The organism is Caballeronia sp. LZ016 (assembly GCF_031450805.1).
In the GTDB taxonomy this organism is placed as follows: Bacteria; Pseudomonadota; Gammaproteobacteria; order Burkholderiales; family Burkholderiaceae; genus Caballeronia.
The window spans coordinates 606,444-630,001 of the sequence record NZ_JARTVY010000005.1; the positions used below are offsets into that span (position 1 = coordinate 606,444).

The 23,558-nt window shown below is 65.0% G+C and carries 22 protein-coding genes; 12 read left to right on the plus strand and 10 right to left on the minus strand.

The annotated features are described in order from the left end of the window. Positions 1 to 10: 10 nt before the first annotated feature. Genes P9220_RS26560 through coxB form a run of 3 tightly spaced genes read right to left on the minus strand, consistent with a single transcriptional unit; the run spans position 11 to position 3,590 of the window. Positions 11 to 661 carry a cytochrome c oxidase subunit 3 gene (locus tag P9220_RS26560; protein WP_309768831.1) on the minus strand — a complete coding sequence of 217 codons (651 nt, stop codon included), beginning with the start codon at positions 659 to 661 and terminating at the stop codon, positions 11 to 13. Next, the gene (gene ctaD / locus P9220_RS26565) at positions 658 to 2,622 is read right to left on the minus strand and encodes a cytochrome c oxidase subunit I (protein WP_309768832.1); all 1,965 of its coding nucleotides are present in this window, start codon (positions 2,620 to 2,622) and stop codon (positions 658 to 660) included. The genes P9220_RS26560 and ctaD overlap by 4 nt, the downstream gene beginning before the upstream one ends. Further along, on the minus strand, positions 2,619 to 3,590 hold the full coding sequence (gene coxB / locus P9220_RS26570) for a cytochrome c oxidase subunit II (protein WP_309768833.1): 972 nt from the start codon (positions 3,588 to 3,590) through the stop codon (positions 2,619 to 2,621). The genes ctaD and coxB overlap by 4 nt, the downstream gene beginning before the upstream one ends. Before the next feature lie 169 nt (positions 3,591 to 3,759). Between coxB and P9220_RS26575 the strand changes: the two genes are divergently transcribed. The 4 genes from P9220_RS26575 (at position 3,760) to P9220_RS26590 (ending at position 8,175) form a co-directional block, all read left to right on the plus strand. Then, the gene (locus P9220_RS26575) at positions 3,760 to 4,260 is read left to right on the plus strand and encodes a CinA family protein (RefSeq protein ID WP_309768834.1); all 501 of its coding nucleotides are present in this window, start codon (positions 3,760 to 3,762) and stop codon (positions 4,258 to 4,260) included. A 35-nt stretch (positions 4,261 to 4,295) separates the two neighbouring features. Beyond that, entirely contained in the window at positions 4,296 to 5,141 is an 846-nt protein-coding gene (gene nadE / locus P9220_RS26580; RefSeq protein ID WP_309768835.1) for an ammonia-dependent NAD(+) synthetase, read from the plus strand. Between the two features lie 82 nt (positions 5,142 to 5,223). Continuing rightward, positions 5,224 to 5,721, plus strand: coding sequence for a ferritin-like domain-containing protein (locus tag P9220_RS26585; RefSeq protein WP_309768836.1), 498 nt, complete (start codon positions 5,224 to 5,226; stop codon positions 5,719 to 5,721). A gap of 135 nt (positions 5,722 to 5,856) precedes the next feature. Then, positions 5,857 to 8,175: an FdhF/YdeP family oxidoreductase gene (locus P9220_RS26590; RefSeq protein WP_309768837.1), complete on the plus strand. Its 2,319-nt coding sequence runs from the start codon at positions 5,857 to 5,859 to the stop codon at positions 8,173 to 8,175. A 30-nt stretch (positions 8,176 to 8,205) separates the two neighbouring features. On the opposite strand, the gene P9220_RS26595 is transcribed toward P9220_RS26590, so the two are convergent. Both P9220_RS26595 and P9220_RS26600 read right to left on the minus strand, forming a co-directional pair. Next, positions 8,206 to 8,790 (minus strand): hemerythrin domain-containing protein, encoded by a 585-nt coding sequence (locus P9220_RS26595; RefSeq protein WP_309768943.1) that lies wholly within the window; start codon positions 8,788 to 8,790, stop codon positions 8,206 to 8,208. Positions 8,791 to 8,843: 53 nt separating this feature from the next. Beyond that, complete coding sequence (locus P9220_RS26600) at positions 8,844 to 9,470, minus strand: hypothetical protein (protein ID WP_309768838.1); 627 nt, start codon at positions 9,468 to 9,470, stop codon at positions 8,844 to 8,846. A 143-nt stretch (positions 9,471 to 9,613) separates the two neighbouring features. Between P9220_RS26600 and P9220_RS26605 the strand changes: the two genes are divergently transcribed. After that, positions 9,614 to 10,843 carry a phosphatidylserine decarboxylase family protein gene (locus P9220_RS26605; protein WP_309768839.1) on the plus strand — a complete coding sequence of 410 codons (1,230 nt, stop codon included), beginning with the start codon at positions 9,614 to 9,616 and terminating at the stop codon, positions 10,841 to 10,843. A gap of 55 nt (positions 10,844 to 10,898) precedes the next feature. Here the strand turns inward: P9220_RS26605 and P9220_RS26610 are convergent, their stop codons facing one another. The 3 genes from P9220_RS26610 to P9220_RS26620 all read right to left on the minus strand — a co-directional run bounded on the left by P9220_RS26610 (position 10,899) and on the right by P9220_RS26620 (position 12,900). Beyond that, positions 10,899 to 11,153: a DUF378 domain-containing protein gene (locus tag P9220_RS26610; RefSeq protein ID WP_035968788.1), complete on the minus strand. Its 255-nt coding sequence runs from the start codon at positions 11,151 to 11,153 to the stop codon at positions 10,899 to 10,901. 87 nt (positions 11,154 to 11,240) lie between these two features. Continuing rightward, the gene (locus P9220_RS26615; protein ID WP_309768840.1) at positions 11,241 to 12,122 is read right to left on the minus strand and encodes a manganese catalase family protein; all 882 of its coding nucleotides are present in this window, start codon (positions 12,120 to 12,122) and stop codon (positions 11,241 to 11,243) included. Positions 12,123 to 12,393: 271 nt separating this feature from the next. Then, a complete protein-coding gene (locus P9220_RS26620; protein WP_309768841.1) occupies positions 12,394 to 12,900 on the minus strand; it encodes a ferritin-like domain-containing protein in 507 nt (168 codons plus the stop codon). Positions 12,901 to 13,054: 154 nt separating this feature from the next. Between P9220_RS26620 and P9220_RS26625 the strand changes: the two genes are divergently transcribed. Further along, positions 13,055 to 13,516, plus strand: coding sequence for a hypothetical protein (locus P9220_RS26625; protein ID WP_309768842.1), 462 nt, complete (start codon positions 13,055 to 13,057; stop codon positions 13,514 to 13,516). Between the two features lie 5 nt (positions 13,517 to 13,521). On the opposite strand, the gene glpD is transcribed toward P9220_RS26625, so the two are convergent. Continuing rightward, complete coding sequence (gene glpD / locus P9220_RS26630; protein ID WP_309768843.1) at positions 13,522 to 15,048, minus strand: glycerol-3-phosphate dehydrogenase; 1,527 nt, start codon at positions 15,046 to 15,048, stop codon at positions 13,522 to 13,524. Between the two features lie 147 nt (positions 15,049 to 15,195). Between glpD and P9220_RS26635 the strand changes: the two genes are divergently transcribed. The 4 genes from P9220_RS26635 to P9220_RS26650 all read left to right on the plus strand — a co-directional run bounded on the left by P9220_RS26635 (position 15,196) and on the right by P9220_RS26650 (position 18,921). Continuing rightward, entirely contained in the window at positions 15,196 to 16,170 is a 975-nt protein-coding gene (locus P9220_RS26635; protein WP_309768844.1) for a sugar-binding domain-containing protein, read from the plus strand. A 69-nt stretch (positions 16,171 to 16,239) separates the two neighbouring features. Next, on the plus strand, positions 16,240 to 16,653 hold the full coding sequence (locus P9220_RS26640) for an NUDIX domain-containing protein (protein ID WP_309768845.1): 414 nt from the start codon (positions 16,240 to 16,242) through the stop codon (positions 16,651 to 16,653). A 74-nt stretch (positions 16,654 to 16,727) separates the two neighbouring features. Beyond that, positions 16,728 to 17,753 (plus strand): SDR family oxidoreductase, encoded by a 1,026-nt coding sequence (locus P9220_RS26645; protein WP_309768846.1) that lies wholly within the window; start codon positions 16,728 to 16,730, stop codon positions 17,751 to 17,753. A gap of 136 nt (positions 17,754 to 17,889) precedes the next feature. After that, the gene (locus tag P9220_RS26650) at positions 17,890 to 18,921 is read left to right on the plus strand and encodes an SMP-30/gluconolactonase/LRE family protein (protein ID WP_404980238.1); all 1,032 of its coding nucleotides are present in this window, start codon (positions 17,890 to 17,892) and stop codon (positions 18,919 to 18,921) included. A gap of 3 nt (positions 18,922 to 18,924) precedes the next feature. On the opposite strand, the gene P9220_RS26655 is transcribed toward P9220_RS26650, so the two are convergent. Next, on the minus strand, positions 18,925 to 20,934 hold the full coding sequence (locus P9220_RS26655; protein WP_309768848.1) for a protein-L-isoaspartate(D-aspartate) O-methyltransferase: 2,010 nt from the start codon (positions 20,932 to 20,934) through the stop codon (positions 18,925 to 18,927). 105 nt (positions 20,935 to 21,039) lie between these two features. Between P9220_RS26655 and P9220_RS26660 the strand changes: the two genes are divergently transcribed. Both P9220_RS26660 and P9220_RS26665 read left to right on the plus strand, forming a co-directional pair. Continuing rightward, a complete protein-coding gene (locus P9220_RS26660) occupies positions 21,040 to 21,747 on the plus strand; it encodes an MgtC/SapB family protein (protein WP_309768849.1) in 708 nt (235 codons plus the stop codon). 69 nt (positions 21,748 to 21,816) lie between these two features. Beyond that, on the plus strand, positions 21,817 to 23,520 hold the full coding sequence (locus P9220_RS26665; RefSeq protein WP_309768850.1) for a dihydroxyacetone kinase family protein: 1,704 nt from the start codon (positions 21,817 to 21,819) through the stop codon (positions 23,518 to 23,520). Positions 23,521 to 23,558: the final 38 nt, after the last annotated feature.

Genomic DNA, 23,558 nt, shown 5'->3' on the forward strand with positions numbered 1-23,558 from the left:
CGTGAAGAGGCTAGAAACGCGGTGCCCAGTAGATGACGCCATAAATCGGCAGCCAGCTCAGAACGACGAAGTACCAGTAGATGGCGTTCTCGCTGACATCGACGAAACGCTTGCTCTCGAACGGTCCCGTGAAGAGGAGCACCGTGAGCACGGCGGTATCGATGGTGTCGGTGATCAGATGTGTCGTGTGCAACCCGAGCAGCAGCCACACGACCGATCCATACGCGTTCGCGTACCAGCTCACGTTGAGCGTCGCGAATTCGAAGCCGCGCACGACGAGAAACGCGAAAGACATCAAGAGACAGACGGTCATCCACAGCTTCGCCGCGCCGCGATCGCTGCGTTCCGCCGCGCGCTTCGCAAGCTGGTTCGGCAGCAGGCTCGCCATCAGGATCACCGTGTTCAGCGTGCCCCAGCGCAGTTCGGGCGCTTCGGCGGCCATCGGCCACGCAGGAGCGTGCGTGCGCAGATAGAAGTACATCATCATGCCGATGGCGAACACCGTGCCTTCGATGAGCATCAGCCCGCCCGTCGCCCACCACATGAGGCTGCGATGCCCGAACGCGAAGGTCGGCAACTCGCGAACATCGAGCAGATAGTCCGATGGCCGCGCATCGTCGGGGCGCGTGTGCGGGCTCTTGAGATCGCCGGTCGCGCTCATGGACGCCGCTCCCGTGCGGCCGCGAATGCGTTGCTCGCGCGCTTCGGCCAGAACCAGAGGATCATCGCCACGGCGACGGGCAGCGAGGCATACACGACCGCCCACGGCGTGAAGATCGACCAGATGAAGAGCACCGTCGTCGCGACCGCGCTGATGAACGGCCAGATCGAAGGCGATGGAAACAGCGGCCGATGATCCGGCTTCGCATCGAGCACGCTCGTCACGAGCACTTCGCGCGCGTCGGCGGCAAGACCGCCCACGAAGCGCGGTTGCGCGCCCGCCTCCCATAGCGGATCGCGGCCATGCACGACGGGCACCGCATCGAAGTTATGCGGCGGCGGCGGCGACGGCACGCTCCATTCGAGCGTGCCCGCGCCCCACGGATCGGCGGGCGCCTGTTCGCCGCGTCGAAGCGTCAGCACGACATTGACGATGAACAGCAGCACGCTGACCGCGATGGTCCATGCGCCGACCGTGGCTGCGAAGTTCATGCCGTCCCAGCCCATGCCGCCCGGATACGTCCATACGCGGCGCGGCATGCCGTGCAGGCCGAGCAGGTGCATCGGAAAGAAAGTGACGTTGAAGCCGATGAAGAACAGCCAGAACTGCCAGCGCCCGAGCCGCTCGGAGAGCATGCGGCCCGCGAACTTCGGGAACCAGTAGAAGAACGCGCCGAAGAGCGGAAACACCGCACCGCCGATCAGCACGTAATGCAGGTGCGCCACGACGAAGTACGTATCGTGCACTTGCAGGTCGAGCGGCACCGATGCCACCATGATGCCCGTCATCCCGCCGATCACGAGAATGAAGAAGAAGGCGAGCACGAACAGCAGCGGCGTGCGCAGGTTCAGCCGCCCCGTCCATAGCGTGCCGATCCAGCAGAAAATCTGCAGGCCCGATGGAATCGCGATCATCAGGCTCGCCGCCGTGAAGAAGCTCTTGCCGAGTTCGGGAATGTTCGTCGCGAACATGTGATGCACCCACAAGCCGAACGCGAGGAACGCGGTGCCGATGAGCGCAAGGACCATCGCGGGATAGCCGAACACGGGGCGCCGCGCGAAGGTCGGAATGATCGACGAGATGAAGCCGAGCGGGGGAATGAAGATCAGATAGACCTCGGGATGCCCGAAGAACCAGAAGAGATGCTGCCAGAGCAGCACGTCGCCGCCTTTGGCCGGGTTGTAGAAGTGCGTGCCGACGAGCCGGTCGAGAATGAGCGCGGTGCTGCACAGCATGACCGACGGCATCGCGAAGATGACCATGAACTGCGTGACGAGCGTCGCCCAGACGAAAAGCGGCATGCGGTTGAGCGACATGCCGGGCGCGCGCATCTTGAAGATCGTCGTGATGAGGACGATGGCTTCGAGCAGGCCCGACAACTCCGTGAACGTGATCATCTGCGCCCAGATGTCCGAGCCTTTGCCGGGCGCATAGTCGGGGCCCGCGAGCGGCACATAGCTGAACCAGCCCGCGGCCGGCGCGCTGTTGAGCACGAGCGACCCGAACAGCAGGATGCCGCCGAACAGAAAGACCCAGTACGCATACGCGTTCATGCGCGGAAACGCGATGCTGCGCGCGCCGATCATCAGCGGCACGAGATACGCGGCGACCGCCTGCATCACCGGCACGGCGAAGAGGAACATCATCGTCGTGCCGTGCATCGTGAAGAGTTCGTTATACAGATTCGGGCCGATGAGCCGCGCATCGGGCCGCGCGAGCTGCATGCGCATCACGAGCGCGAGGATGCCCGCCAGCACGAAGAATACGAACGTCGTGACGATGAAGCGCCGCGCGATCGTCTTGTGATTGATCGCCTTCAGCGCGCCGACGAAGCCCGGCGGATCGCTCCATGTCGCGGCGAGCGCGCGGCGCACGGACTCGGGCGCGTGCGGGCCATCGACGGGGCGCGAGCCGCTCGCATCGGATGCGCTGTAGCCGGATGGAGATACGTTGTCGCTCATTTCAGCGTGCCTAGCCAGGTGACGAGAGCCTGAAGGTCAGGAGGGGAAAGACGCGTTGCCGGCATCATGACGCCGGGCTTGTGCGCGGGGGGATCGACGATCCACGCGGACAGGTTCTTCGCATTGTTGACGAGCGTGCCGGCGGCAATCGTCTGCCGGCTCGCGAGATGCGTGAGGTCGGGTCCGAGCGAGCCGTTCGCAGGCGTGCCGCGCACCGTATGGCAACGGGCGCAGTCGTTGTTCAGGAAGACATCGCGTCCGTGACGCGCGAGCGCATCGGGGGGCACCGGCGCGGCCTGACGCTGGCGCGCGGCCCACGCTTCGTATTGCGCGGGGGGATCGGCGATGACCGAGAAGGCCATCAGCGCGTGCTCGTAGCCGCAGAATTCCGCGCATTGACCGCGATACGCCCCGGCGCGATCCGCACGAAACGCGATGGTCGTGGGCTGGCCGGGAATCATGTCCTTCTTCCCGTGTAAATTAGGTACCCAGAATGTATGAATGACATCGCCGCCGACGAGCGATACCACGACCGGCCTTCCGACCGGCACGTGTAGTTCGTTCGCGAGGGTGAATCCTTCGGCGCCGCCCTCGGGCGCATAACGCGCCTGCCACCACCATTGATACCCCGTCACTTCGACATGCAGCGCGTTATCGACCGGCAGGCGCGACAGCGCGCGATCCGTGACGACATCCGCCACGACGAGGCCGACGAGCAGGACCGCCGAGACGATCGTCCCCGCGATCACGGACCGGCTGATTCCCCGTTCGGGCCGTTCGTTGCCGCTCAGGTCCGCCGGCGTCGACTGCGTGCCGCGCGGCGCGCGTATCAGCGCGATCATGCAGGCAAGGAGCACCGCCGCGAACACGATGCAACAGACGGTAAGCGTGAGATGCCAAAGGTCGAGCACGCGGCTCGCCTGAATGCCCGCCGGACTAAGCGCGCTCTGCATGGCTGCCGTATTCATTAAACATTCGCGTTTTGGTTGTACGTCCAGCCTCGCGGGACGGTTCGAGGGCTGTAGAGCAATAGACATTCCATGGACGGGCTGCCCGTGGAGCGCGGCTTGCTCGACCGGTTTGGCTTGCAAGCGGCTTGCAAGCGCATCGCCAGCAACGTGAATGGGGTCGAACAGCATGGATATCGCCAGACAAGTCGTTTCATTTCTCAGCTCCCGTGGCTTGATGCTTGCGACGGCCGAATCGTGCACGGCGGGCTATATCGCATCGCTGGTTTCGTCGGTGCCGGGAAGCGGAAGCTGCCTCGATGTGGGCTTCGTGACGTATTCGCCGACAGGCAAGGCGGGCTTTCTCGGCGTGCGCGAAGAAACCATGAAGCAGTACGGCCTGACGAGCGAGGAAGTCGCGCGCGAGATGTCGGAAGGTGCGCTCAGGCAGGAGGCGTGCTGCGCGAACGTTTCCGTATCGAATACGGGTGTCGCGGACGAGCCGCCGGGCGACGGTCCGCCAGCCGGCACGCAGTGCTTCGGATGGTCGTACAAACTGCGCGACGGGCAAGTCGTGACCTTCAGCGAGACGAAGGTTTTCGACGGCGACCGCAACGACGTGCGAAGCGCCGCCGCGCATTACGCGCTATCGCGCATCGAGCATTACTACGACCGTCTGCCGCGACACTGAACCCAGAGACTGAACGAACGCAACGGGAGGCGAGCATGCAGGACAACGACGTCGATTTGCAGCAGTGGCAGCGGCAGGTCATCGAGGAACTGGGCGTGCGCGATCAGTTCGATGCCGACGGCGAACTCGAGCGGCGCGTCGCTTTTCTGGCGGACTACCTGAAGTCGAGCGGGCTTCGCACCTATGTGCTCGGAATCAGCGGCGGGGTGGACTCGTCGACGGCGGGGCGTCTTGCGCAACTGAGCGTCGAGCGCCTGCGCGCCGATGGATACGAGGCGCATTTCGTCGCGGTGCGGCTGCCGTACGGCACGCAGCGCGACGAAGACGACGCGCAGCTCGCGCTGCAGTTCATCCGTCCCGACGAGAGCTTCACCGTCAACGTCAAAGGTCCATCGGACGAGATGCTCGCCGCGCTCAAGGCAGGCGGCGCGCAATACACCGACGATTTCCAGGAAGACTTCGTGCTCGGCAACATCAAGGCGCGCCAACGGATGATCGCGCAATTCGCGATGGCGGGCGCACGGCGCGGCGTGGTCATCGGCACCGATCACGCGGCCGAATCGCTGATGGGCTTCTTCACGAAGTACGGCGATGGCGGCGCGGACATCCTGCCTTTGTCGGGCCTGACGAAGCGCCGCGTGCGGGCGCTCGCGCGGGCGATGGGCGCGGAGGAACGTCTCGTGATGAAGGTGCCGACGGCGGACCTCGAAACGCTCACGCCGCAGCGCCCGGACGAGGACAGTTACGGCATCTCGTATGAAAACATCGACGACTTTCTGGAAGGCAAGGAAGTCAGCACCGAAGTGCTCACGACGATTCGCCGGTTCTATACGGCAACGCGTCACAAGCGGGCATTACCTGTCGAGCTTCCGCGCGACTGACGCTGGAATGCTGATTGCGAACCGTAAGCCGCACGATGGCTGCAAGCCTGTCTGAACCCACTCACTTTGCAATGGAGGCAACATGGCATCGAAAACTTTGCAGGACCTCTTCATTCATTCGCTATCGGATGTGTACAGCGCGGAGAAGCAACTGACGAAGGCGCTGCCGAAGCTTGCGCGCGCCACCTCGAACGAGCTGCTCAAGCAGGCGTTCCAGCAGCATCTCGAAGAAACGAATGGTCAGATCGAACGGATCGACAAGGTTGTCGAGCTGACCGGCTTCAAGCTCAAGCGCATCAAGTGCGTGGCGATGGAAGGGCTCGTCGAGGAAGGCCAGGAGCAGATCGAGGATTTCGAACAAGGCCCGATCCGCGATGCCGCCTTGATCGGCGCGGCGCAAAAGGTCGAGCACTACGAGATCGCAACGTACGGCACGCTCGCCACGCTCGCAAAGCAGCTCGGCCAGGAAGAGGCGATGAACCTTCTGCTCGAAACGCTGCAAGAAGAAAAGTCCACCGATGAAAAGCTCACGGAACTCGCAAAGGCGCAACTCGCCGAACAGACCAAGACCGCGGGCTGATCTCCCGATGGTCGAATAGCCGAACGACGCGCCGCATCGCCGGCGCGTTTTTTATGGACGATCGAAGGCCGTTAGAAAGGGAATATCCCTTGCTTTCGCGTGTAGAAACATAACCCACAACGCGCGAGGCATGACATGGCCGAGTCAGACAATGGCGCCCGCAAGAGCGAGGCGTATCCCTTTTCGTCGGGCGGCTGGGGCTCGCTCAAGGCAGTGGCGAGCGTGCTTGCTCAAGAGAAAGTCCCGCTCAAGGACGCGACCGTACTGCTCAAGCAGAACAAGCCGGATGGCTTTCAGTGCGTGAGCTGTTCGTGGGCCAAGCCGGCCGATCCCCATGTATTCGAGTTCTGCGAAAGCGGGGCAAAGGCGACCGCCTGGGACCTGACCGCGAAGCGCATGACGCCGCAGTTCTTCGAGTTGCATACGGTCTCGCAACTTCGCGCATGGCACGACCATGACCTCGAAGAAGCAGGACGCATCACGGCGCCGTTGCGCTATGACCCGGCTACCGACAAGTACGTGAGCGTCAGCTGGGAAGAAGCCTTCGAGGACATCGGCCGGGAGCTGCGCGGCTTCGATCCCAATAGCGTCGTGTTCTATGCATCGGGACGCGCATCGCTCGAAACGTCCTACATGTTCCAGCTCTTCGCGCGCATGTACGGCACCAACAATCTTCCCGACAGCTCGAACATGTGCCACGAGAGCACGAGCGTCGGGCTCAAGGCAGCGATCGGCGTGGGCGTCGGCACCATCACGCTCGACGACTTCGAGAAGACCGATCTCATGTTCTTCTTCGGGCAGAACGTCGGCACCAACAGCCCGCGGATGCTGCATCAACTGCAGGAGGCCCGCAAGCGCGATGTGCCGATCATCACGTTCAATCCGCTGCGCGAGCCGGGCTTGCTGCAGTTCGTGAACCCGCAGTCGCCCGTGGAAATGATGACGCCCGCGCATACGGTCATCAGCACGCAATATCATCAGGTGAAGGCGGGCGGGGATACGGCGGCGCTGCTCGGCATCTGCAAGTCCGTCATTCATGCGGACGACCGCGCGAAAGCGAGCGGCGAGCCGCGCATTCTCGATGTCGCGTTCATCGAAGAACATACCGTGGGCTTCGAAGCGTTCGCCGACTATGTGCGCGCCGCATCGTGGGACGACATCGAGCGCTTGTCCGGCCTCTCTCGCGCCGACCTCGAAGCCGCCGCCGACGAATACATGCGTGCTAACGCCGTCATCGCGCATTACGGCATGGGCATCACGCAGCACCGGGAAGGCGTGCAGAACGTGCGCATGCTGTGCAATCTGCTCTTCTTGCGCGGCAATGTGGGCAAGCCGGGCGGGGGGCCGTCGCCGGTGCGCGGTCATTCGAACGTGCAGGGACAACGCACCGTCGGCATCACCGAGAAACCGGAGCTCGCGCCGCTCGACAAGCTCGCGAGCCAGTTCAGTTTCGAACCGCCGCGCGAGAAGGGCATGAATATCGTCGAGGCATTCGAGGCGATGCTCGACGGCAAGGTGAACGCGGTCATCAACCTCGGCGGCAATCTGGTGCGCTCGGTGCCGGACCGCCTGCGCATCGAGCCGGCGTGGCGCGATCTGAAGCTCACCGTGAACGTCGCGACGAAGCTCAACCGCAGTCATCTCGTGCACGGAAAGAAGTCGTATATCCTGCCGTGCCTGAGCCGCATTGAAATCGATACGCAGGCAAGCGGCGCGCAGGCGGTGTCGATGGAAGACAGCACGGGCTGCATTCACGGTTCGCGCGGCATGGCCGAGCCGGCATCGGCGGATGTGCGTTCCGAGCCGTATATCGTCGCGGGGCTGGCGAAGCACACGCTCGGCGAGCGCTCAACCGTCGACTGGGATCGCTGGGTCGGCGACTATGCGCTCGTGCGCGACGAGATCGCGAAGACCTATCCGGAGACGTTCCACGAATTCAACGAACGCATGTGGACGCCCGGCGGCTTTCCCCGCGATCTGCCCGCGCGCGAGCGCAAGTGGAAGACGAAGAGCGGCAAGGCGGAGTTCTTCGTGCCGGAATCCATCGGCGAAGATCCGGACATGCCCGAGCGCGATGAGCAGGCGCTGCGGCTCATGACGCTTCGCAGCGACAGTCAGTTCAACACGACGATCTATAACCTCGACGACCGCTTTCGCGGCATCAGCAACGACCGCATGGTGCTTCTGATGTCCGAAGCCGACATGCAAAGCCACGGTCTCAGGAAGGATGATCGCGTGACCTTGCAGACCATCGCCGATGACGGGTTCGAGCGCCGCGTCGCGGGCTTGCGCATCCAGCCGTATGACATACCGGCCGGCTGCATCGGCGGCTATTACCCGGAATGCAATCCGCTTCTGCCGCTATGGCACCACGCGAAGGAAAGCAAGGTGCCGGCGGCGAAGTCCATTCCGGTGCATATCGTCGAAGTGAACGGGACGCCGCGCGCGGCATGACGCAGGCGCGGCGTCGTGGGGCGTGACGCTTTACGCGTAATGCTTCATGCGCCGCGATGCCGAAGGCTTGAGGCAATGCGCGATGGCAAGCGCGCCGAGCGACATCACCGCGAGCGATGCGAGCGGGAACGTGCCCATCGTGTTCGCCGCGATCGCCGCAGGCCGCTTCTGCCCGACGAGCTGCATCCTTCGCATCGTCATGCGCGCCCCGAGCTCGGAAAGCCGCGATGCCAGTGCGCGTTCGGCGGTCGGCAGGAGCACGGTCTCTTCGTCCGCGACATGATGAATCGTTTCGCGCATGAGTTGCATGAAGCGTGCGTCGTACGCGGCGTCGTCGGGGCCCATCGCTCGCAGCTTCGCGATGTCCTCGCGCATCTTGTCGTGCTCGGGCTTGCTCTTCGCGAGGGTGTCGTCGCCGGGCAAGGCTTCGGCCAGTGCGGGATAGAAGATCTCTTCTTCGAGCTGCGCATGAATTTCCAGCGCCGTGCAGGCAAGTTCGACGATGGCGCGCTTTCTCCACCACGGACTATCCGCATGATAACGATGAAAGGCGGCCATGACGTGCGTGTGATCCATGCGGATCATCGTCGTGATGGAGGGCGAGACGGATTGCATATCCACGGTGACTCCTTCGCTCGGTAGTGGGGATGTATCGATTCTTATGAACGTCAGGCGCCCTGGGCTTCCTTGAACTGCGGATGCGTGTAGGGCAACAGCGCATCCGGCGCGCGCATGTCGCGCGGCGTTTCGAAGGTGCGCAACGCTTCGCCGCGCATCGCGTCCGGCGCGCGCGGAAAGCCGCTGCGGTTCCGATACATCGAGACATAGCGTTGCGTACGGACGTGCGACTCTTCGTCGTCGGCGTTCGATAGCGACAACGCCGTGTGCACGTCGAGCGCCGCGATGCCCGCGACATTGACGATCGCGCCGAGCGCATGCGTGCGGCTGTCATCGCGTCTCATGTCGGATGCGGCAGCGAGCGTGGCGAGATCGAGCACATCGCCGCCGACGCGCGCCCACAGATAAGGCGCAGGATTGCGCGACATCAGAATGCCGACGCCGCACGCAATTTCCCGCAGTCCGTAAAGACGCATGAGCGCGGAGTTCGTGCGCACGCCGGCCGCGCGTGCAACGGCGTTCGGCGCGAGCAATTGCGCAGCGCCGAGGGCGAGACTGAACCAGCCGAGCCCGCGCGCGATCGACGCCGGTTTGCTGCGCGACGTGCTTTGTGCGGTGCGTTGTGTGGTGCGCTCTTTGGGCCGGGACTTCGGAAACGGATACGGGGCGTCGCTCATGGATTCACCTCTTTGCGGGGAAGGCGGAGACGTGATCATCCAAAGCAAAGGGCGTTCCGCTTCGTGCTGGGGAATGCGCGGCAAGGTATGCGTCCTGCTTGCCGGGCCGGATCGACCCGATGCATTCATGGAGGCAATACACGATGGCAACACAAAGGCAGCGACTCGGCGGCTGGCTTCCGGAGAAGGAAGAGCAGGTTGCGCAGTTCCGGAAGCAGTTTGCCGCTCAAGCCAGGGAGCGCGCCGCGACGGCCATGACGAGCAGCGTCATCGACGAGTTCGCATCGTTCATACGCGAAGATCCGGTGATCCGCATGAACTTCGCGCGCGCGATCGATGAAGCGCTCGCAGAAGGGTTCGAGCTGGGTTACGCGAATATCGACGAATGCCTGCAAATGCTCGATGCAATCCTCACCTACGCGCCGCCGTTCAGCGAGTCGAGCCTCATCCACTGTCCCGTCAACGCGATACTCGACTGGCCGATGGTCATGCCATCGGGCTATGCGCTCTTTCGCGATCCCGCGTTCAACAGGCACATGAAGCGCGTGCTGAACGTGTGGTCCGGCTATCTGAGCGGTCCGTATTCGCGCGTGCATCTGAACACGGACGCGCCGAACGGCTGGTTCAGTCCGGAAGCGGACAGCAAGATCGGCTTGTCGCAGTTTCTATGCGATCCGGAGAAGCCGTACTGGGGCTTCTCTTCGTGGAATCACTTCTTCACGCGCGAGTTCAGGCCGGGAGCGCGGCCCGTCGCGCAGCCGGCGAACGACAAGATCATCGTCAGTGCCTGCGAGGCCTCGCCGTATAACATCAAGCACGATGTGAGGCTCAAAGACGAATTCTGGATCAAGTCGCAGCCGTATTCGCTGAAGGAGATTTTCACGGCGAAGGAAACGGCGCTCGCGGAACGTTTCGTCGGCGGCTCCATCTACCAGGCGTTCTTGAGCGCGTTCTACTACCATCGCTGGCACGCGCCGGTCAGCGGGACCGTCGTAAAAGCGTATCTGGTGGATGGCACGTATTACTCGGACGCGGAATCGGAAGGCGAAGACCCCGGCGGCCTCAACGATTCGCAAGGCTATATCAGCGCGGTCGCGGCGCGTGCGGTCATCGTCATCCAGTGCGACGATCCGGCCATCGGCGAAGTGGGGTGCGTGTTCATCGGCATGGCGGAAGTGTCGTCATGCATGATCGAGGCGCTGCCGGGACAACGCGTGCGGAAGGGGGATGAGCTGGGTTACTTCCAGTACGGCGGTTCATCCATGTGCCTTATTTTCAGGCCCGGCGTGATCGACAGCTTCGTCGTGCAGCCGCCGTTCAGCAAGGACGAATCACCGGTGAAGGTCAACGCGCATCTGGCGACGGCGCGCTGAAGAAGTCGAGCGCCGCGCGTTTTTTTCGAAGCAAGTAAAACGCGCGGCGCCGCCATCAGCGATGGGCAAGACCATGCTCGCGCGCCGGCATGAACGCCCGGACGAGTGAGTAGATGCCTGCGAGTCCAACGAGGATATAAACGATACGCGCTCCCGGCGATCCCGCGCCGAAAATGGCGGCGACGAGATCGAAGTTCAGGAGACCCACGAGGCCCCAGTTCAGCGCGCCGATGATGACGAGCGCACCGGCGATCCAGTCGACCGGGCTGCGGCGAACCGCGACGGTCCCATTCGATGAAACAGTTGGCATGACTAAACTCCGTATAGACGATTGTTGAACAGCTTCCACATGGCCGATGCCGCTTGTTGAAGCAGCATCGACCTTCGAACGACTACCTTACTTCGGCTGAGTCACCGCCTGGCCCGAGCCGAGATCGGCTCCCGTGGTCGGATCGGCCGTCGGGTCGGATGCGGTGCGCGTCGCCAGCGCCTGAAGCGCTTCGACTTCGGTCTGCGTCACCTGGACGCTCGCGGTGCCGTCGCCGCCGTCGACTGCCGGCTGCGGGTCCGCGACGAACTCCCAGTCGCCGCCCTCGTTCCACGGGCCGCGCATGTCTTCGCCCTTCGACATGTTGAAGTACACGCTCGTAAATTCCGGCTTGCCCGGCAGCTTGCCCTGCGGGAAGTTCGGCTGAATCGAGTGCAACGCCTTTTCGAACGACTTCTGATGCGCGATTTCGCGCGTCATCAGGAAGCCGAGCGCATCCTTGATGCCGGGGTCGTCGGTCACGTTGATGAGACGTTCGTAGACGATCTTCGCCCGCGACTCGGCCGCGATGTTCGAACGCAGGTCGGCTGTCGGATCGCCGATGGTGTCGATGTACGCAGCGGTCCACGGCACGCCCGCGGAATTCGTGAGCGGTGCGCCCGCGCCGTACAGGATGGACGTCGTGTGCGAGTCGTTGCCGTTGTTGGTGATCGTGCGATACAGCTCCGCCTCTTCTTCGACGGCTTCCGCCAGCGTGCCCTTCGCCCCCTTGTTCAGCATCGCGACAATGCTGCCGATGACTTCCAGGTGGCTCAGTTCTTCGGTGGCGATATCAAACAGCAAGTCCTTGCGGCCTGCATCGTCTTCGGTGACTGCCTGCGTGAAGTAACGCATCGCAGCGGCAAGCTCACCTTGCGGACCGCCGAATTGCTCCAGCATCAGATTGGCAAGGCCAGGGTTCGGTGCAGCCACGCGGACGGTGTATTGCAGGCGTTTGTTATGTACGAACATATCAACGGCTCCTTGTTTTTAGGGACGAACGCTTCCATTGCGGCGGTTAGGCTCACAGTGGGGCTTGAGTCAATCTCTTGGTGCTCGCAGCGGCGCGTGCCTCGCACATGCGTGGCACACGCCGGTTTTGCCGCGAGCCTCAGCGCATGCGGATCGCGCTGGCGTGATGCGGCCGACAGCGCCGCTCGGTGGACTGGAGCCTTCCCGTCGTTGCCTCGGAGCGTGGACGGGCAGGCGTTTCTCTATCAGCAACGCACGTGCCAACGTGCGCTTACTTCTTTGCTTCCTGACCCGCCGCAGACCGTTCGAGATACTGCGTGGTGATGAGCGGGATATGCTCGAGCAGCCACTGTGCCATCGCGTGTTCCTGCGGCAGAATGCGTTCGCAGGCGGCCTTGGTCTGCGTATCGCCGCAGCGTTCGGCGGCAGCGATGAGCGCCGTGTAAGACGCGATTTCGAGGTTCTCGAACACGTAGCTCATGTTCGCGCCCTTCACGACTTCGTCGGTCTGCGTCATGCCGCCGGCCGCCTGGCCGAACGCCATCATCTTTGCAGTGAGATCCTTCACGATCGACGTCGAGCCGCCGAGCCGTTCGATGCATTCCGCGACGATCTTCTGCTGGCCGAGCGTTTCTTCCAGATGCTGGTCGATGCGTGCCTTGAGTTCGGGGTAGTGTTCCAGCCGGCCCGACTGCGCGCGAAGCATCTGCTCCGCTTGCTGCTCCATCGCGTGAGCGTCGCGCAGCCAGTCGAGAAGGTGTTCAGCAGGGTCGGTCATGATGTGCTCCTGACGAGGGGTGAAGCGCGAAGAGACGCGCGTAGTTCTCATTTCGCAATACTCGTGCCGCGAGCGTCGTCCGAAGAAGCGTCGCATTCTGTACTAAATGCGGAATAGCGCTTGCTGGCGGAGATGAGGCAAAGGAGGCACGAAGATGAAATCGAACAGTGCATTGATGCGCGCCATCTGTTCCGGCGGCATGGCGGGGCTTTTCTCGGCGGCGGCGGCAGGGGCGGGCGCATCGGCGTCGGGCCGTCGTCCTTATGCGGCGATCAACGCGGTCGCGCACTGCCTGTGGCCCGACACCGCGCCGCGCGAAGAGGACCTGAGCGCGAAATACACGGCGACGGGCGCGGGCATCCACATGGGCAGCGCCGTATTCTGGGGCGTGTTGTTCGAAGCGCTGTGCGGGCGGCGTGCGCGTGCGGACAAGGTCGTCGCCGCTGCCGCGACGACAGCGGCGGTGGCCTATGTCGTCGATTATCACGTCGTGCCGAAGCGTCTCACGCCGGGCTTCGAAGCGCACTTGTCGAAGCAGTCGCTCGCGATGACTTACCTTGCGCTGGCAGCAGGCTTCGCAGTGGCCGGCCTGTTGCGTACCGAAACTTCGCGCTAACAGGTCTACGCGGACAGCGGCGCGAAAGGCGCATGACCGCGCCGGCGAGCGGACAGCCATGCTTCGAGCGTCCCGATGTCGGCTGCGCTCGCTTCGAGCCCGAGCTTCGTGCGACGCCAGAGAATATCGTCGGCGGTGTGTGCCCACTCGTGGTCGACGAGATAGCGCGCTTCCGCTTCGTATAAGTCGGGCGCCAGCCGCGCGCCGAGCGCCTGCATCGAGCCGATACCGTCGAGCATGACATCGGCGCGAGTGCCGTAGGCGCGTGCGTAACGCGTTGCCAGCTCGCGCGGCAAGAACGGATATCGCTGTTCGAAGCCGTGCAGGAAGCGCGCGAAATCGGCATCGGGCATCTCGCCGCCGGGTAGCGGCGCGGCATGTGTCCATGCGGGGACGGTGATCGCAAGCGGTCCTGCAAGCTGCTCGACCGCTTCTTCCGCGAGCCGCCGATACGTCGTGATCTTGCCGCCGAAAATCGTGAGCAGCGGTGCGCGCGTCGTATCGAGCTGAAGCTCGTAATCGCGCGTGGCCGATGCCGCATTGTCCGCGCCGTCCGCAAGCAGAGGTCGCACGCCGGCGTAAGACCACACGACATCGCTCGCCGCCACCGGCTTCCGAAAATAGCGATTCACCGCCGCGCAAAGATAATCGATCTCTTCCGGCGCGATGCGTACGTCCGCGAGCGGCCCTTCGTAATCGACATCCGTCGTGCCGATCAGCGTGTAGCCGCGTTGCCACGGAATCGCGAAGATGATGCGGCGGTCGTCGTTCTGAAGAATGTACGCGTGATCGTGATCGAACAGCTTGCGCGTGACGATATGACTGCCCTTCACGAGCCGCATCGCCCGCGTGCCGTTGTCTCCGGCGGCCAGCGCATTGACCCACGGCCCCGCCGCATTGACGAGCGCGCGCGCGCTGATTTCCCGCTGATGCCCGGCCGCATCGGCGATCAGCACGCGCCACTCGTCCTCACCGCGCGATGCCGAAACGAAGCGCGTGCGCGTTGCGATCCGCGCACCGCGTTCGTGCGCGCCGAGCGCGTTGAGCACGACGAGACGCGCGTCGTCGACGGCGGCATCGGAATAAATGAAGCCGCGCGTGATCGAATCGACGAGCGGCGCGCCCGCGACATGGCGACGCAAATTCACGCTGCGCGAACCTTCGAGCACGGCGCGGCGGCTCAGATGATCGTAGAGAAAAAGGCCCGCGCGAATCATCCATGCGGGACGCAGCGCAGGCACATGCGGCATGACGAAACGCAGCGGCGCGATGAGATGAGGCGCGACGGACAGCAGCACTTCACGCTCTCGAAGCGCCTTGCGGACGAGGCCGAACTCGCCGTATTCCAGGTACCGCAACCCGCCGTGTATGAGTTTCGTGCTCGCCGATGACGTGTGCTGCGCGAGATCGTCCCGTTCGACCAGCATCACGCGCACGCCGCGCCCCGACAGGTCTCGCGCGATGCCCGCACCGTTGATGCCGCCGCCCACTACGAGAACGTCGAAATCGACGTGTGCGCCCCGTTCAGCCATGCGTTCCCCCGTTTTCCCCAGTCTTGACTGCGTTATAGGCCGGACTGCACGTTTTTGCAACGCGTCTGCAATTTCGTGCAACCGTCACTATAAGACGATCAGGCGACGTGATGTAATGACGGCATCGATGCATATGCAGAGCGACCCATGCCGAACCCCGTGTTCAAGGACGAAGCCAGCCAGTTCGCCGCCGCCGTGCAAGTGGCGAAGATGTACTACTACCAGAGCATGACGACCGATGCGATCGCGCAGGACATGAAGCTGTCGCGTTCGAAGGTGTCGCGGCTGCTCGGCGTCGCGCATGCGAACGGTCTGGTCGAAATCCGCATCAACGATCCGAGCGAGCGGCAAAGAAGCGTCGAACTGGAACTCACGGAACGGTTCCGGCTGGCAGCCGCGCGCGTGGTGCCGGTGCCCGAAGCGGCGGGCGAAGCGGAGTGGCTGCGTCGCGTGGCGATGTTCACCGCGAGCTATCTGAACACCGTCGTCGATTCAAACATGGTCGTCGGGGTGGCGTGGGGCACGACGATGGCGGCGGTATCGGACCATCTGATTCCGAAATCCACCGCGAACGTGGACATCGTGCAACTGAACGGGGCGGGCAACGCGCAGGGCGTGACGAGCACGTTCAGCAGCAATCTCATCATGCGCTTTGCCGTCAACTTCGACGCGCGGCCGCATCCGTTCCATGTGCCCGCGTTTTTCGACTACGCACAGACGAGGCGCGCATTGTGGCGCGAGCGCAGCGTCCGGCAGATACTCGACTTGCAAAGCCGCGCCGACATCATGCTGTGCAGCGTCGGCGTGATGTCGCCGCACATGACGAGCCATGTCTATAGCGGCGGCTTTCTCGAGAAGAGCGAGCTGGAATCGCTGCGCAAGGACGAAGTCGTCGGCGATATCGCTACCGTGTTCTTTCGCGCGGACGGGACGTATCGGGACATTGCGCTCAATCGACGCGCGAGCGGGCCGGACCTCGGCCTGTTGCGGCGCGCGAAGCATACGCTCTGCGTCGTGTCGGGGCAGCGCAAGGTCGAAGGCTTGCGTGGCGCGCTGCGAGGCGGCTTCATCCGGGAGCTGATCATCGACGAGCCGACCGCGCGTGCGTTGCTCGCAGGGTAATCGCATGGAACGCGGCACGACGCTCGCTAGCGCCAGCATGGACGAATCTGCTTTGATCTTCATAGAGCGATGAGAGAAAGGGCCACCATCATTTGCTACCGCGACGGGAAAATATTGCTCGTCGGACGGAAGCGCTCGCGCTGGGCGCTGCCCGGCGGAACCATCCGCAGAAAGGAGTCGCCACAGGACGCGGCGCGCCGCGAACTGGAGGAAGAGACGGGCCTCGTCGTCGGCGAACTCGCGTATCTGTTCCTCTTCGGCGGCGTGAACAAGCATCATCACGTGTTCAGCGTGAGCATCGCGCCGCAAGCAAGGCCGGAGCCGCGCAACGAGATTGCGCGCTGCGAATGGTTCGCGGCATCGCAGATCGCGACGCTCGCGACGAGCGTGCCGACGCGGGAGATCGTCGCGCTGACGCGAAGCCGCGCGGCGGGCGCGGAGCACGTCGAAGTCACATGGGGCGCGATAGACGCACTCGCATGACGCGCCGAACGAGCAGGGGAAAGAGGAACGGCAGATGCTGAACCGTCTGCTTACCCTCTCACTTCGGAACCGCCATGCGAAACAGACTGAAGCCTCTGCGTGAACAGACCATCGTGCTGACCGGCGCGACGAGCGGCATCGGACTCGCCACCGCGCGTCGCGCCGCGAAGGCCGGCGCGCGCCTCATGCTCATTTCCCGCGACGAGACCGCGCTCAAGTCGCTTGCGGAAGAATTGTCGAAGGAGGGCGGCCCGGATGTCGCCTACACGGCAGCGGACGTCGGCGACGAAAGCCAGCTTCAGGCCGCCGCCGATGCCGCCGTCCAGCGCTTCGGCGGCTTCGATACGTGGATCAACAACGCGGGCGTGTCCATTTATGGGCGCTGCGTCGACGTCACGCTGGAAGATCAGCGCAAGCTGTTCGACACCAACTACTGGGGCGTCGTGAACGGATCGCGCATCGCCGTGAAGTCGCTGCGCGAACGCGGCGGCGCGCTCATCAACGTCGGCAGCGAATTGTCGGATGTAGCCGTGCCGTTGCAAGGTCCATACGTCGCATCCAAGCATGCGGTGAAGGGCTTCACCGATTCGCTGCGCATCGAACTCAAGGACGACGGCGCGCCGGTCTCGGTGACGCTGATCAAGCCTGCGGGCATCGATACGATGTTCGTCGAGCATGCGAAGAACTATCTCGATCAGGAGCCGAAGCTGCCGCCGCCCGTGTATGCGCCGGACATCGTCGCAAAGGCGATTCTTCATGCGGCCGTCCATCCGGAGCGCGATATCTATGTCGGCGGGGCGTCGCGCATGATGGCCGGCTTCGGTCAGCGCGCCCCGCGTCTTTACGATGCGATCACGAGCAAGCTCGGCATCAGGAGCCAGTTGAAGGATGAGCCGCGCAGCAGCGGCGATGCGCTCCACGAAGGTTCCGGCACGCTTCGGGAACGCTCGGGCCGCAACGGCCGCGTGCGCGAGACGAGCCTGTACACCAGCGCGCGTCTGCAGCCGGCGGGCGCGCGCGCCGCGCTGACCGGCGTGGCCGCGGTGATGCTCGTGATGGCCGCGCGGCGCTATGTGCGGATCGTGCGCGATGCGTATTGAATCCCAACGCTCCGATCCATACCAGGAATCCGCCATGCATCGACTGAACCGCTGTCTTGCTGCCCTGAGTGTCGCCATGCTGACGCAGGCGACTGTCGCCCAGACCCTGCCGAACGACACAGCGGCGTACGCGCGCATGGGCGGCGCGAAGTTGCAACTGATCGCCCGTTTCGAGCATCAGGTCACGGGCGTGACGGTATCGCCCGATGGCCGCACCTTCGTCAATTTTCCGCGCTGGACCGAGGACGCGCCGATATCGGTTGCGGAACTCGGCCCGAACGGCGATCTTCGCCCGTTCCCCGATGCCGAATGGAACGCCTGGCGCAATGCCCGCCGCGATGAACTGTCGCCGGCGGATCATTGGGTGTGCGTGCAATCGGTCGTCGCGGACAAAGCGGGCAATCTGTGGGTGCTCGATCCCGGCGCGCCGGCGCAATCGCTCGTCGTGCCGGGCGCGCCGAAGCTCGCGCAGATCGACCTGCGGACGAACCAGATCGCGCATGTGTTCGCGTTCGACGAATCCATCGCGCCGCAAGGCAGTTATCTGAACGATCTGCGCCTGAGCCCGGACGGCCGCTTCATCTACATGACCGATTCGGGCGTGCGCGGGGCGATCGTCGTGATCGACAGGACGACGGGCGTCGCGCGGCGCGTGCTCGACGGCGATCCGAGCACGCAGGCGGACAAGACCGTGACCGTGAAAGTCGACGGCAAGCCGCTGCGCCAGACCGATGGCCGGGGCGTGAACTTCTCGGCGGACGGCATCGCGCTCACGCCGGACGGACGCTATCTGTACTGGCAGGCGGTGAAGGGCAAGACGCTTTACCGCATTCCGGTCGATGCGCTGCAGAACGCGCAACTGAGCCCGCAGCAAGTGTCGTCGCGCGTGGAGACGGTCGGCATCGACGGCCCCGCCGATGGCCTGCTCTTCGACGAGCGTGGCCGGCTCTACATATCGGCGGTGGAGCATCATGCGGTGCGCGTGCGGGACGGCGAGCGGCTCTGGACGCTGCTGCGCGATCCGCAGCTTCGCTGGCCCGACACGTTCACGCAGGGTCCGGACGGCACTGTTTATGTGACGGACTCGCGCATTCCGGACATGAGCTGGTTCAAGCCCGACAATCCGGCCGCGCTGCCGACGTCCCTTTACGCGATCCGGCGCAGATAGCGCTTACAAGCCGAACGGAAAGGTCTCCGGCGCATCGGGCGATGCCTGCGGCGCGGGCATCGCCTGGACGGCGCGCGTCGTGTCGAACCAGACGAACGCGTCGAACTGCGCGGGCAGTTCGGCCTGCGCGTAGTGACTATAAAGCTCCGTGTCCGGCCGATAAATTACGCCGATGAACCGTTCCAGCCGCTCCTCCGAGAGCGCCTCGCGCAGCGCATCGGCGACGCCGGGGCGCAGATCGACCATGCAGCGGTTCACGCCCGCGAGATGAAACTGCTGCTCGTAGCTGTCCGCGCGCGAGGGCCGCACGTTCATCACCTGCATCGGCTCGTCCCAGTCCGATGCCGCCGCGACCGTCCCCCCATGCGTGCCGAAGCCGATGAGCGCGGCGGCGTCGCCGAAGCGTTCGCGGCACAACTGGCCGACGTTCAGCTCGTCGCGCACGCGGCCCATTTCGGTGGCGGAGGCATCGCCGAGATGCGAGTTATGCGCCCACACGACGGCGCGGGAATCCGGACCCCATGCGTCGAGCAGGCTCGTCAGCGTGTCGAACATGTGGGTGTCGCGCAGGTTCCAGCTTTCGGCAGAGCCGCTATACATCGCGCGATAGTACTGCTCCGCCGATGCCACGAGCCGCGCGTTGTGCGTGGCGTCGAGCAGGCCGGGATCGGCGGCGGGCGATGCGAGGCGCTTGTCGAGCAGATCGCGCAACTGGGCGATGACCGCCTTCTCGCACTTGCCGAAGCCCGCCTGCCACGCGGCGCGGCCATACACGGCGGGGTTTTTCTGCCACGGCGTGAGACAGCCGTAGCGCTCGCGAGCGATGCGCGCCGCTTCGGGGTCCTCGCGGTCGAGATAGGCGAGCACGGCGGTGATGGACTCGGACAGGCTGTAGAGATCGAGGCCATAGAACGCGGCGCGGCGATCGGGCGGCAGCGCGACGTTGTGCTCGCGCATCCACGCGACGAACGCGCCGAATTCGGCGTTGCGCCACATCCATTGCGGAAAGCGCTGGAAGGGCTTCGCATCGGGCCGCGTGCGCGGCCTATGACGCACGTGTTCGTCGACGGTCGCCGCGTCCGGCCAGTCCGCCTCCACCGCGACGAAGCGAAAACCGTGTTTCTCGATGAGCCGCCTCGTGATGGCGGCGCGCGCCTCGTAGAACTCAGCAGTGCCGTGGCTCGCTTCGCCGAGCAGCACGACGCGCTTGTCAGCGAAGCGGTCAAAGGCTTGCGCGAACTCCGGCGCGGCCGGCGCGGGCAGCGGCACCGCCGAAGCGCGGATCAGGTCGGGCAGCGAACGTGCGGCGCTCGCGCGTTGCGCCTGCGGCGGCATCGACGGGGCCGTGTGGCGAAGGTCCGGTTCGTCGGCCCAGCCCGCCGCGCCGATCAGCGGGACGAACATCACGGAGCCGAGGTCTTCCTGCTCGAAGTCGTGCTCGCCGACGCGCACGAACCTGACGAGCCGCTGCGCCTCGCGGGCATCGCCGACCGGCATCACGAGCCGTCCGCCCATCTTCAATTGCTCGCGCCACGCCGCCGGCACGTACGGGCCGCCCGCCGACGCGAGGATCGCATCGAACGGCGCGTGCTGCGCAAGCCCTTCGGTGCCGTCCGCATGATGCACGGCCACGTTCGCGACGCCGAGCGCATCGAGGGTGGAGCGGGCGGCGTCGGCGAGTTCACGAAGACGCTCGACCGATTCCACCTGCGCGCCGATGCACGCCATCACCGCCGCTGCGTACCCCGAACCGGTGCCGATGTCGAGCACGCGGTCGCCCGGCTGGAGGCCGGCGGCTTCGAGCATCAGCGCGACGATATACGGCTGCGAGATGGTCTGATTCGCGGCGATGGGCAGCGGGTTGTCGTCGTAGGCGAATTCGGCGAGGGCGGCATCCACGAACGCATGACGCGGCACCTTCGCCATGCAGTCGAGCACGCGCGGGTTCGCGATGCCGCGTCGTTTGAGCTGCCGCTCGATCATGCGGCTCTGCGCAGCCTCGATGCTGTCCATCGGTGCTCCCTGAGAAAACGCCGGGGTTCGTTCCGGCAAGCAAGCGACGGACCCAGGTTCGAGGTTTGCTCGACGATTCGGGTCGAAGCTCCGGAGGGACGCAACATGTCGCCGATGCCGCTCGTCCTCCAATGGCCGGATGTGTGCATCCGCATCGCGCTGGCGGCGCTGGCCGGCATTCTGATCGGCCTGAACCGCGGCGAATCGGGCAAGGTGGCGGGCCTGCGCACGACGCTGCTCGTCTGCCTCGCAGCGTGTCTTGCGATGCTGCAAGTGAATGCGCTTCTCGCGCAGTCCGGCAAGAACGAACAGTCGATGATCGAACTCGATCTGATGCGTCTGCCCCTCGGGATACTGTCGGGCGTCGGCTTCATCGGCGCGGGCGCGATCTTGCGCAAGGACGGGCTCGTGCTCGGCGTGACGACGGCGGCGACGCTGTGGTTCGTCACCGTCGTCGGGCTGTGCTTCGGCGGCGGGCAGCTCGCGCTCGGGGCCGTCGGGCTCGTGCTGGGCATCGTCGTGCTGTGGTTCATGAAGGTGGTCGAGATGCGGATTCCGCGCGATCAGCAGGCGGAACTGAAGATCGTCTACGAACGCGGACGGTTCACGAGCGAATCGCTCGTCCAGTCGATGCGCGCGTGCGGCTGCCGGCTGACGGCGGTTGCCGGATCGGCGGGCGCGACAGGGGATCGCGTGGAGGAGCGCTTCGAGGTCCGCTGGCGGCAAGCGCCGGGTTCGGTGGACATGCCGCCGTTCGTCGAGGCGGCATCGGTGGCGGGCGTGGAGCACGTCGAGTGGTCGGTCATGCGCTGAAAGCGTACCGCTTCGCTGCGATGAAATGCTTTACCCTTGAGGCGGACCATCGCCCAGGAGACCGCCCCCGTGAAGAAGCTCATCAACAGTCCGGCCCGCGTCGTGCGCGACATGCTCGAAGGGATCGCGCGTCAAGCGCCGCACGTCGCCATTCTCGGCGATGAAAACGTGCTCGTGCGGCGGCCCGAACCGGACGCGGCGGATCGCCCCGTCGCGATCATCTCCGGCGGCGGCAGCGGACACGAACCGGCGCACGGCGGCTATGTGGGCCACGGCATGTTGAGCGCAGCGGTATGCGGCGAAGTCTTCACGTCGCCATCGACGGATGCGGTGCTCGCCGCTATCCGCGCGACAGCCGGCCCGCGCGGGGCCGTGCTCATCGTCAAGAATTACACGGGCGATCGCCTGAACTTCGGGCTCGCGGCGGAGATCGCGCGGGCGGAAGGCATCCCGGTCGAAGTGGTCGTCGTCGCGGACGATGTCGCGCTGCGCAGGCAGGCGGATCGCAGCCAGCGGCGCGGCATCGCGGGCACCGTGCTGGTTCACAAGATCACGGGCGCGGCGGCGGCGCGCGGTCTCGCGCTGGACGACGTTGCGCGCATCGCGCGGCAGGCGGCGGCGAAGCTCGGCACGATGGGCGTCGCGCTCGACGGCTGCACGCTGCCCGGCGCGGACCGTTCGGGCTTCACGCTCGCGGACGATGAAATCGAGCTCGGCCTCGGCATCCACGGAGAAAAGGGCGTCGAGCGCACCGCGCCCAAGCCCGCCGATGCGCTCTCCGACGTGCTGATAACGAACATCGTCGACGACATGGCGCTCGATGCGGGCGAACGCGTCGCGCTGCTCGTGAACGGCCTCGGCGCGACGCCGCAAATGGAACTCGACATCGTGCTGCGCGCGGCCTTCGACACTCTTGCGCGCCGCGACATTCACGTGGTCCGCGCGTGGTCCGGCACGCTGCTCTCGGCGCTGAACATGCCCGGCTGTTCGATCTCCCTGCTGCGTGTGGACGACGCCACGCTCGACTTGCTCGACGCGCCGACCGACGCCCGCGCGTGGCCCGGCGGCGGCGCGGTGAACGGCGACATTCGACTCGACGTGCCGATGCCGCCGCCCGTCGCGGGCGCGGTCGTCCAGAGCATGCCGGGAGGCGGCTGGGCGCGGCGCATCGCGCCCGCGTTGCACGCCGTCGCGGATGCGCTCATCGCCAACGAGCCTACGCTGACGGATCTGGATTCGCAGGCCGGCGACGGCGATCTCGGCGTCAGCATGACGCGCGCGGCTCACGCAATCCGCGATGTCCCCGACGCTGCGCTCGAAACGCCCGACGGCGCGCTCGCCGCGCTCGGGGCGGCGTTACGCCGGGCGATCGCGGGCAGCTCCGGCCCGTTCTATGCGACGGCGCTGATGCGCGCATCGCGGCATCTCGCGGGCATCGAACGTCCCGCGGCGAAGGACTGGGCGGCGGCGTTCGCCCATGCGGTGGACGCGATCGGTGAACTCGGTGGCGCGAAGGCCGGCGATCGCACGATGCTCGATGCCTTGCTGCCCGCCGTATCCGCGTTCGACAACGCGCTGAACGCAGGCCGTGGCGCCGGCGACGCCTGGTCCGCCGCCGTCGCCGCCGCGGAAGAAGGCGCGCAGGCAACGGCGGCAATGACGCCGCGGGCCGGCCGCGCGAGCTATCTGGGCGCGCGGGCGGTCGGCATTCCGGATGGCGGCGCGGTGGCGGTCGCGTGCTGGCTCGCCGCGCTGACGCCGCATGTGCGGTAGGCCGGTTTGCGACATGCGCGGCGGTTCAAGACTTTCGC

Bases quoted from the DNA above. Each gene is read 5' to 3' on its own strand.
- P9220_RS26595 (WP_309768943.1), bottom strand. From the start codon at position 8,790: ATGCAATCCGTCTCGCCCTCCATCACGACGATGATCCGCATGGATCAC.
- P9220_RS26560 (WP_309768831.1), bottom strand. From the start codon at position 661: ATGAGCGCGACCGGCGATCTCAAGAGCCCGCACACGCGCCCCGACGAT.
- P9220_RS26645 (WP_309768846.1), top strand. From the start codon at position 16,728: ATGCGAAACAGACTGAAGCCTCTGCGTGAACAGACCATCGTGCTGACC.
- P9220_RS26600 (WP_309768838.1), bottom strand. From the start codon at position 9,470: ATGAGCGACGCCCCGTATCCGTTTCCGAAGTCCCGGCCCAAAGAGCGC.
- P9220_RS26640 (WP_309768845.1), top strand. From the start codon at position 16,240: ATGAGAGAAAGGGCCACCATCATTTGCTACCGCGACGGGAAAATATTG.
- P9220_RS26575 (WP_309768834.1), top strand. From the start codon at position 3,760: ATGGATATCGCCAGACAAGTCGTTTCATTTCTCAGCTCCCGTGGCTTG.
- P9220_RS26655 (WP_309768848.1), bottom strand. From the start codon at position 20,934: ATGGACAGCATCGAGGCTGCGCAGAGCCGCATGATCGAGCGGCAGCTC.
- P9220_RS26585 (WP_309768836.1), top strand. From the start codon at position 5,224: ATGGCATCGAAAACTTTGCAGGACCTCTTCATTCATTCGCTATCGGAT.
- P9220_RS26625 (WP_309768842.1), top strand. From the start codon at position 13,055: ATGAAATCGAACAGTGCATTGATGCGCGCCATCTGTTCCGGCGGCATG.
- ctaD (WP_309768832.1), bottom strand. From the start codon at position 2,622: ATGAGCGACAACGTATCTCCATCCGGCTACAGCGCATCCGATGCGAGC.
- P9220_RS26605 (WP_309768839.1), top strand. From the start codon at position 9,614: ATGGCAACACAAAGGCAGCGACTCGGCGGCTGGCTTCCGGAGAAGGAA.
- P9220_RS26635 (WP_309768844.1), top strand. From the start codon at position 15,196: ATGCCGAACCCCGTGTTCAAGGACGAAGCCAGCCAGTTCGCCGCCGCC.
- P9220_RS26650 (WP_404980238.1), top strand. From the start codon at position 17,890: ATGGGCGGCGCGAAGTTGCAACTGATCGCCCGTTTCGAGCATCAGGTC.
- glpD (WP_309768843.1), bottom strand. From the start codon at position 15,048: ATGGCTGAACGGGGCGCACACGTCGATTTCGACGTTCTCGTAGTGGGC.
- P9220_RS26590 (WP_309768837.1), top strand. From the start codon at position 5,857: ATGGCCGAGTCAGACAATGGCGCCCGCAAGAGCGAGGCGTATCCCTTT.
- P9220_RS26615 (WP_309768840.1), bottom strand. From the start codon at position 12,122: ATGTTCGTACATAACAAACGCCTGCAATACACCGTCCGCGTGGCTGCA.
- coxB (WP_309768833.1), bottom strand. From the start codon at position 3,590: ATGAATACGGCAGCCATGCAGAGCGCGCTTAGTCCGGCGGGCATTCAG.
- P9220_RS26620 (WP_309768841.1), bottom strand. From the start codon at position 12,900: ATGACCGACCCTGCTGAACACCTTCTCGACTGGCTGCGCGACGCTCAC.
- P9220_RS26660 (WP_309768849.1), top strand. From the start codon at position 21,040: ATGTCGCCGATGCCGCTCGTCCTCCAATGGCCGGATGTGTGCATCCGC.
- nadE (WP_309768835.1), top strand. From the start codon at position 4,296: ATGCAGGACAACGACGTCGATTTGCAGCAGTGGCAGCGGCAGGTCATC.
- P9220_RS26610 (WP_035968788.1), bottom strand. From the start codon at position 11,153: ATGCCAACTGTTTCATCGAATGGGACCGTCGCGGTTCGCCGCAGCCCG.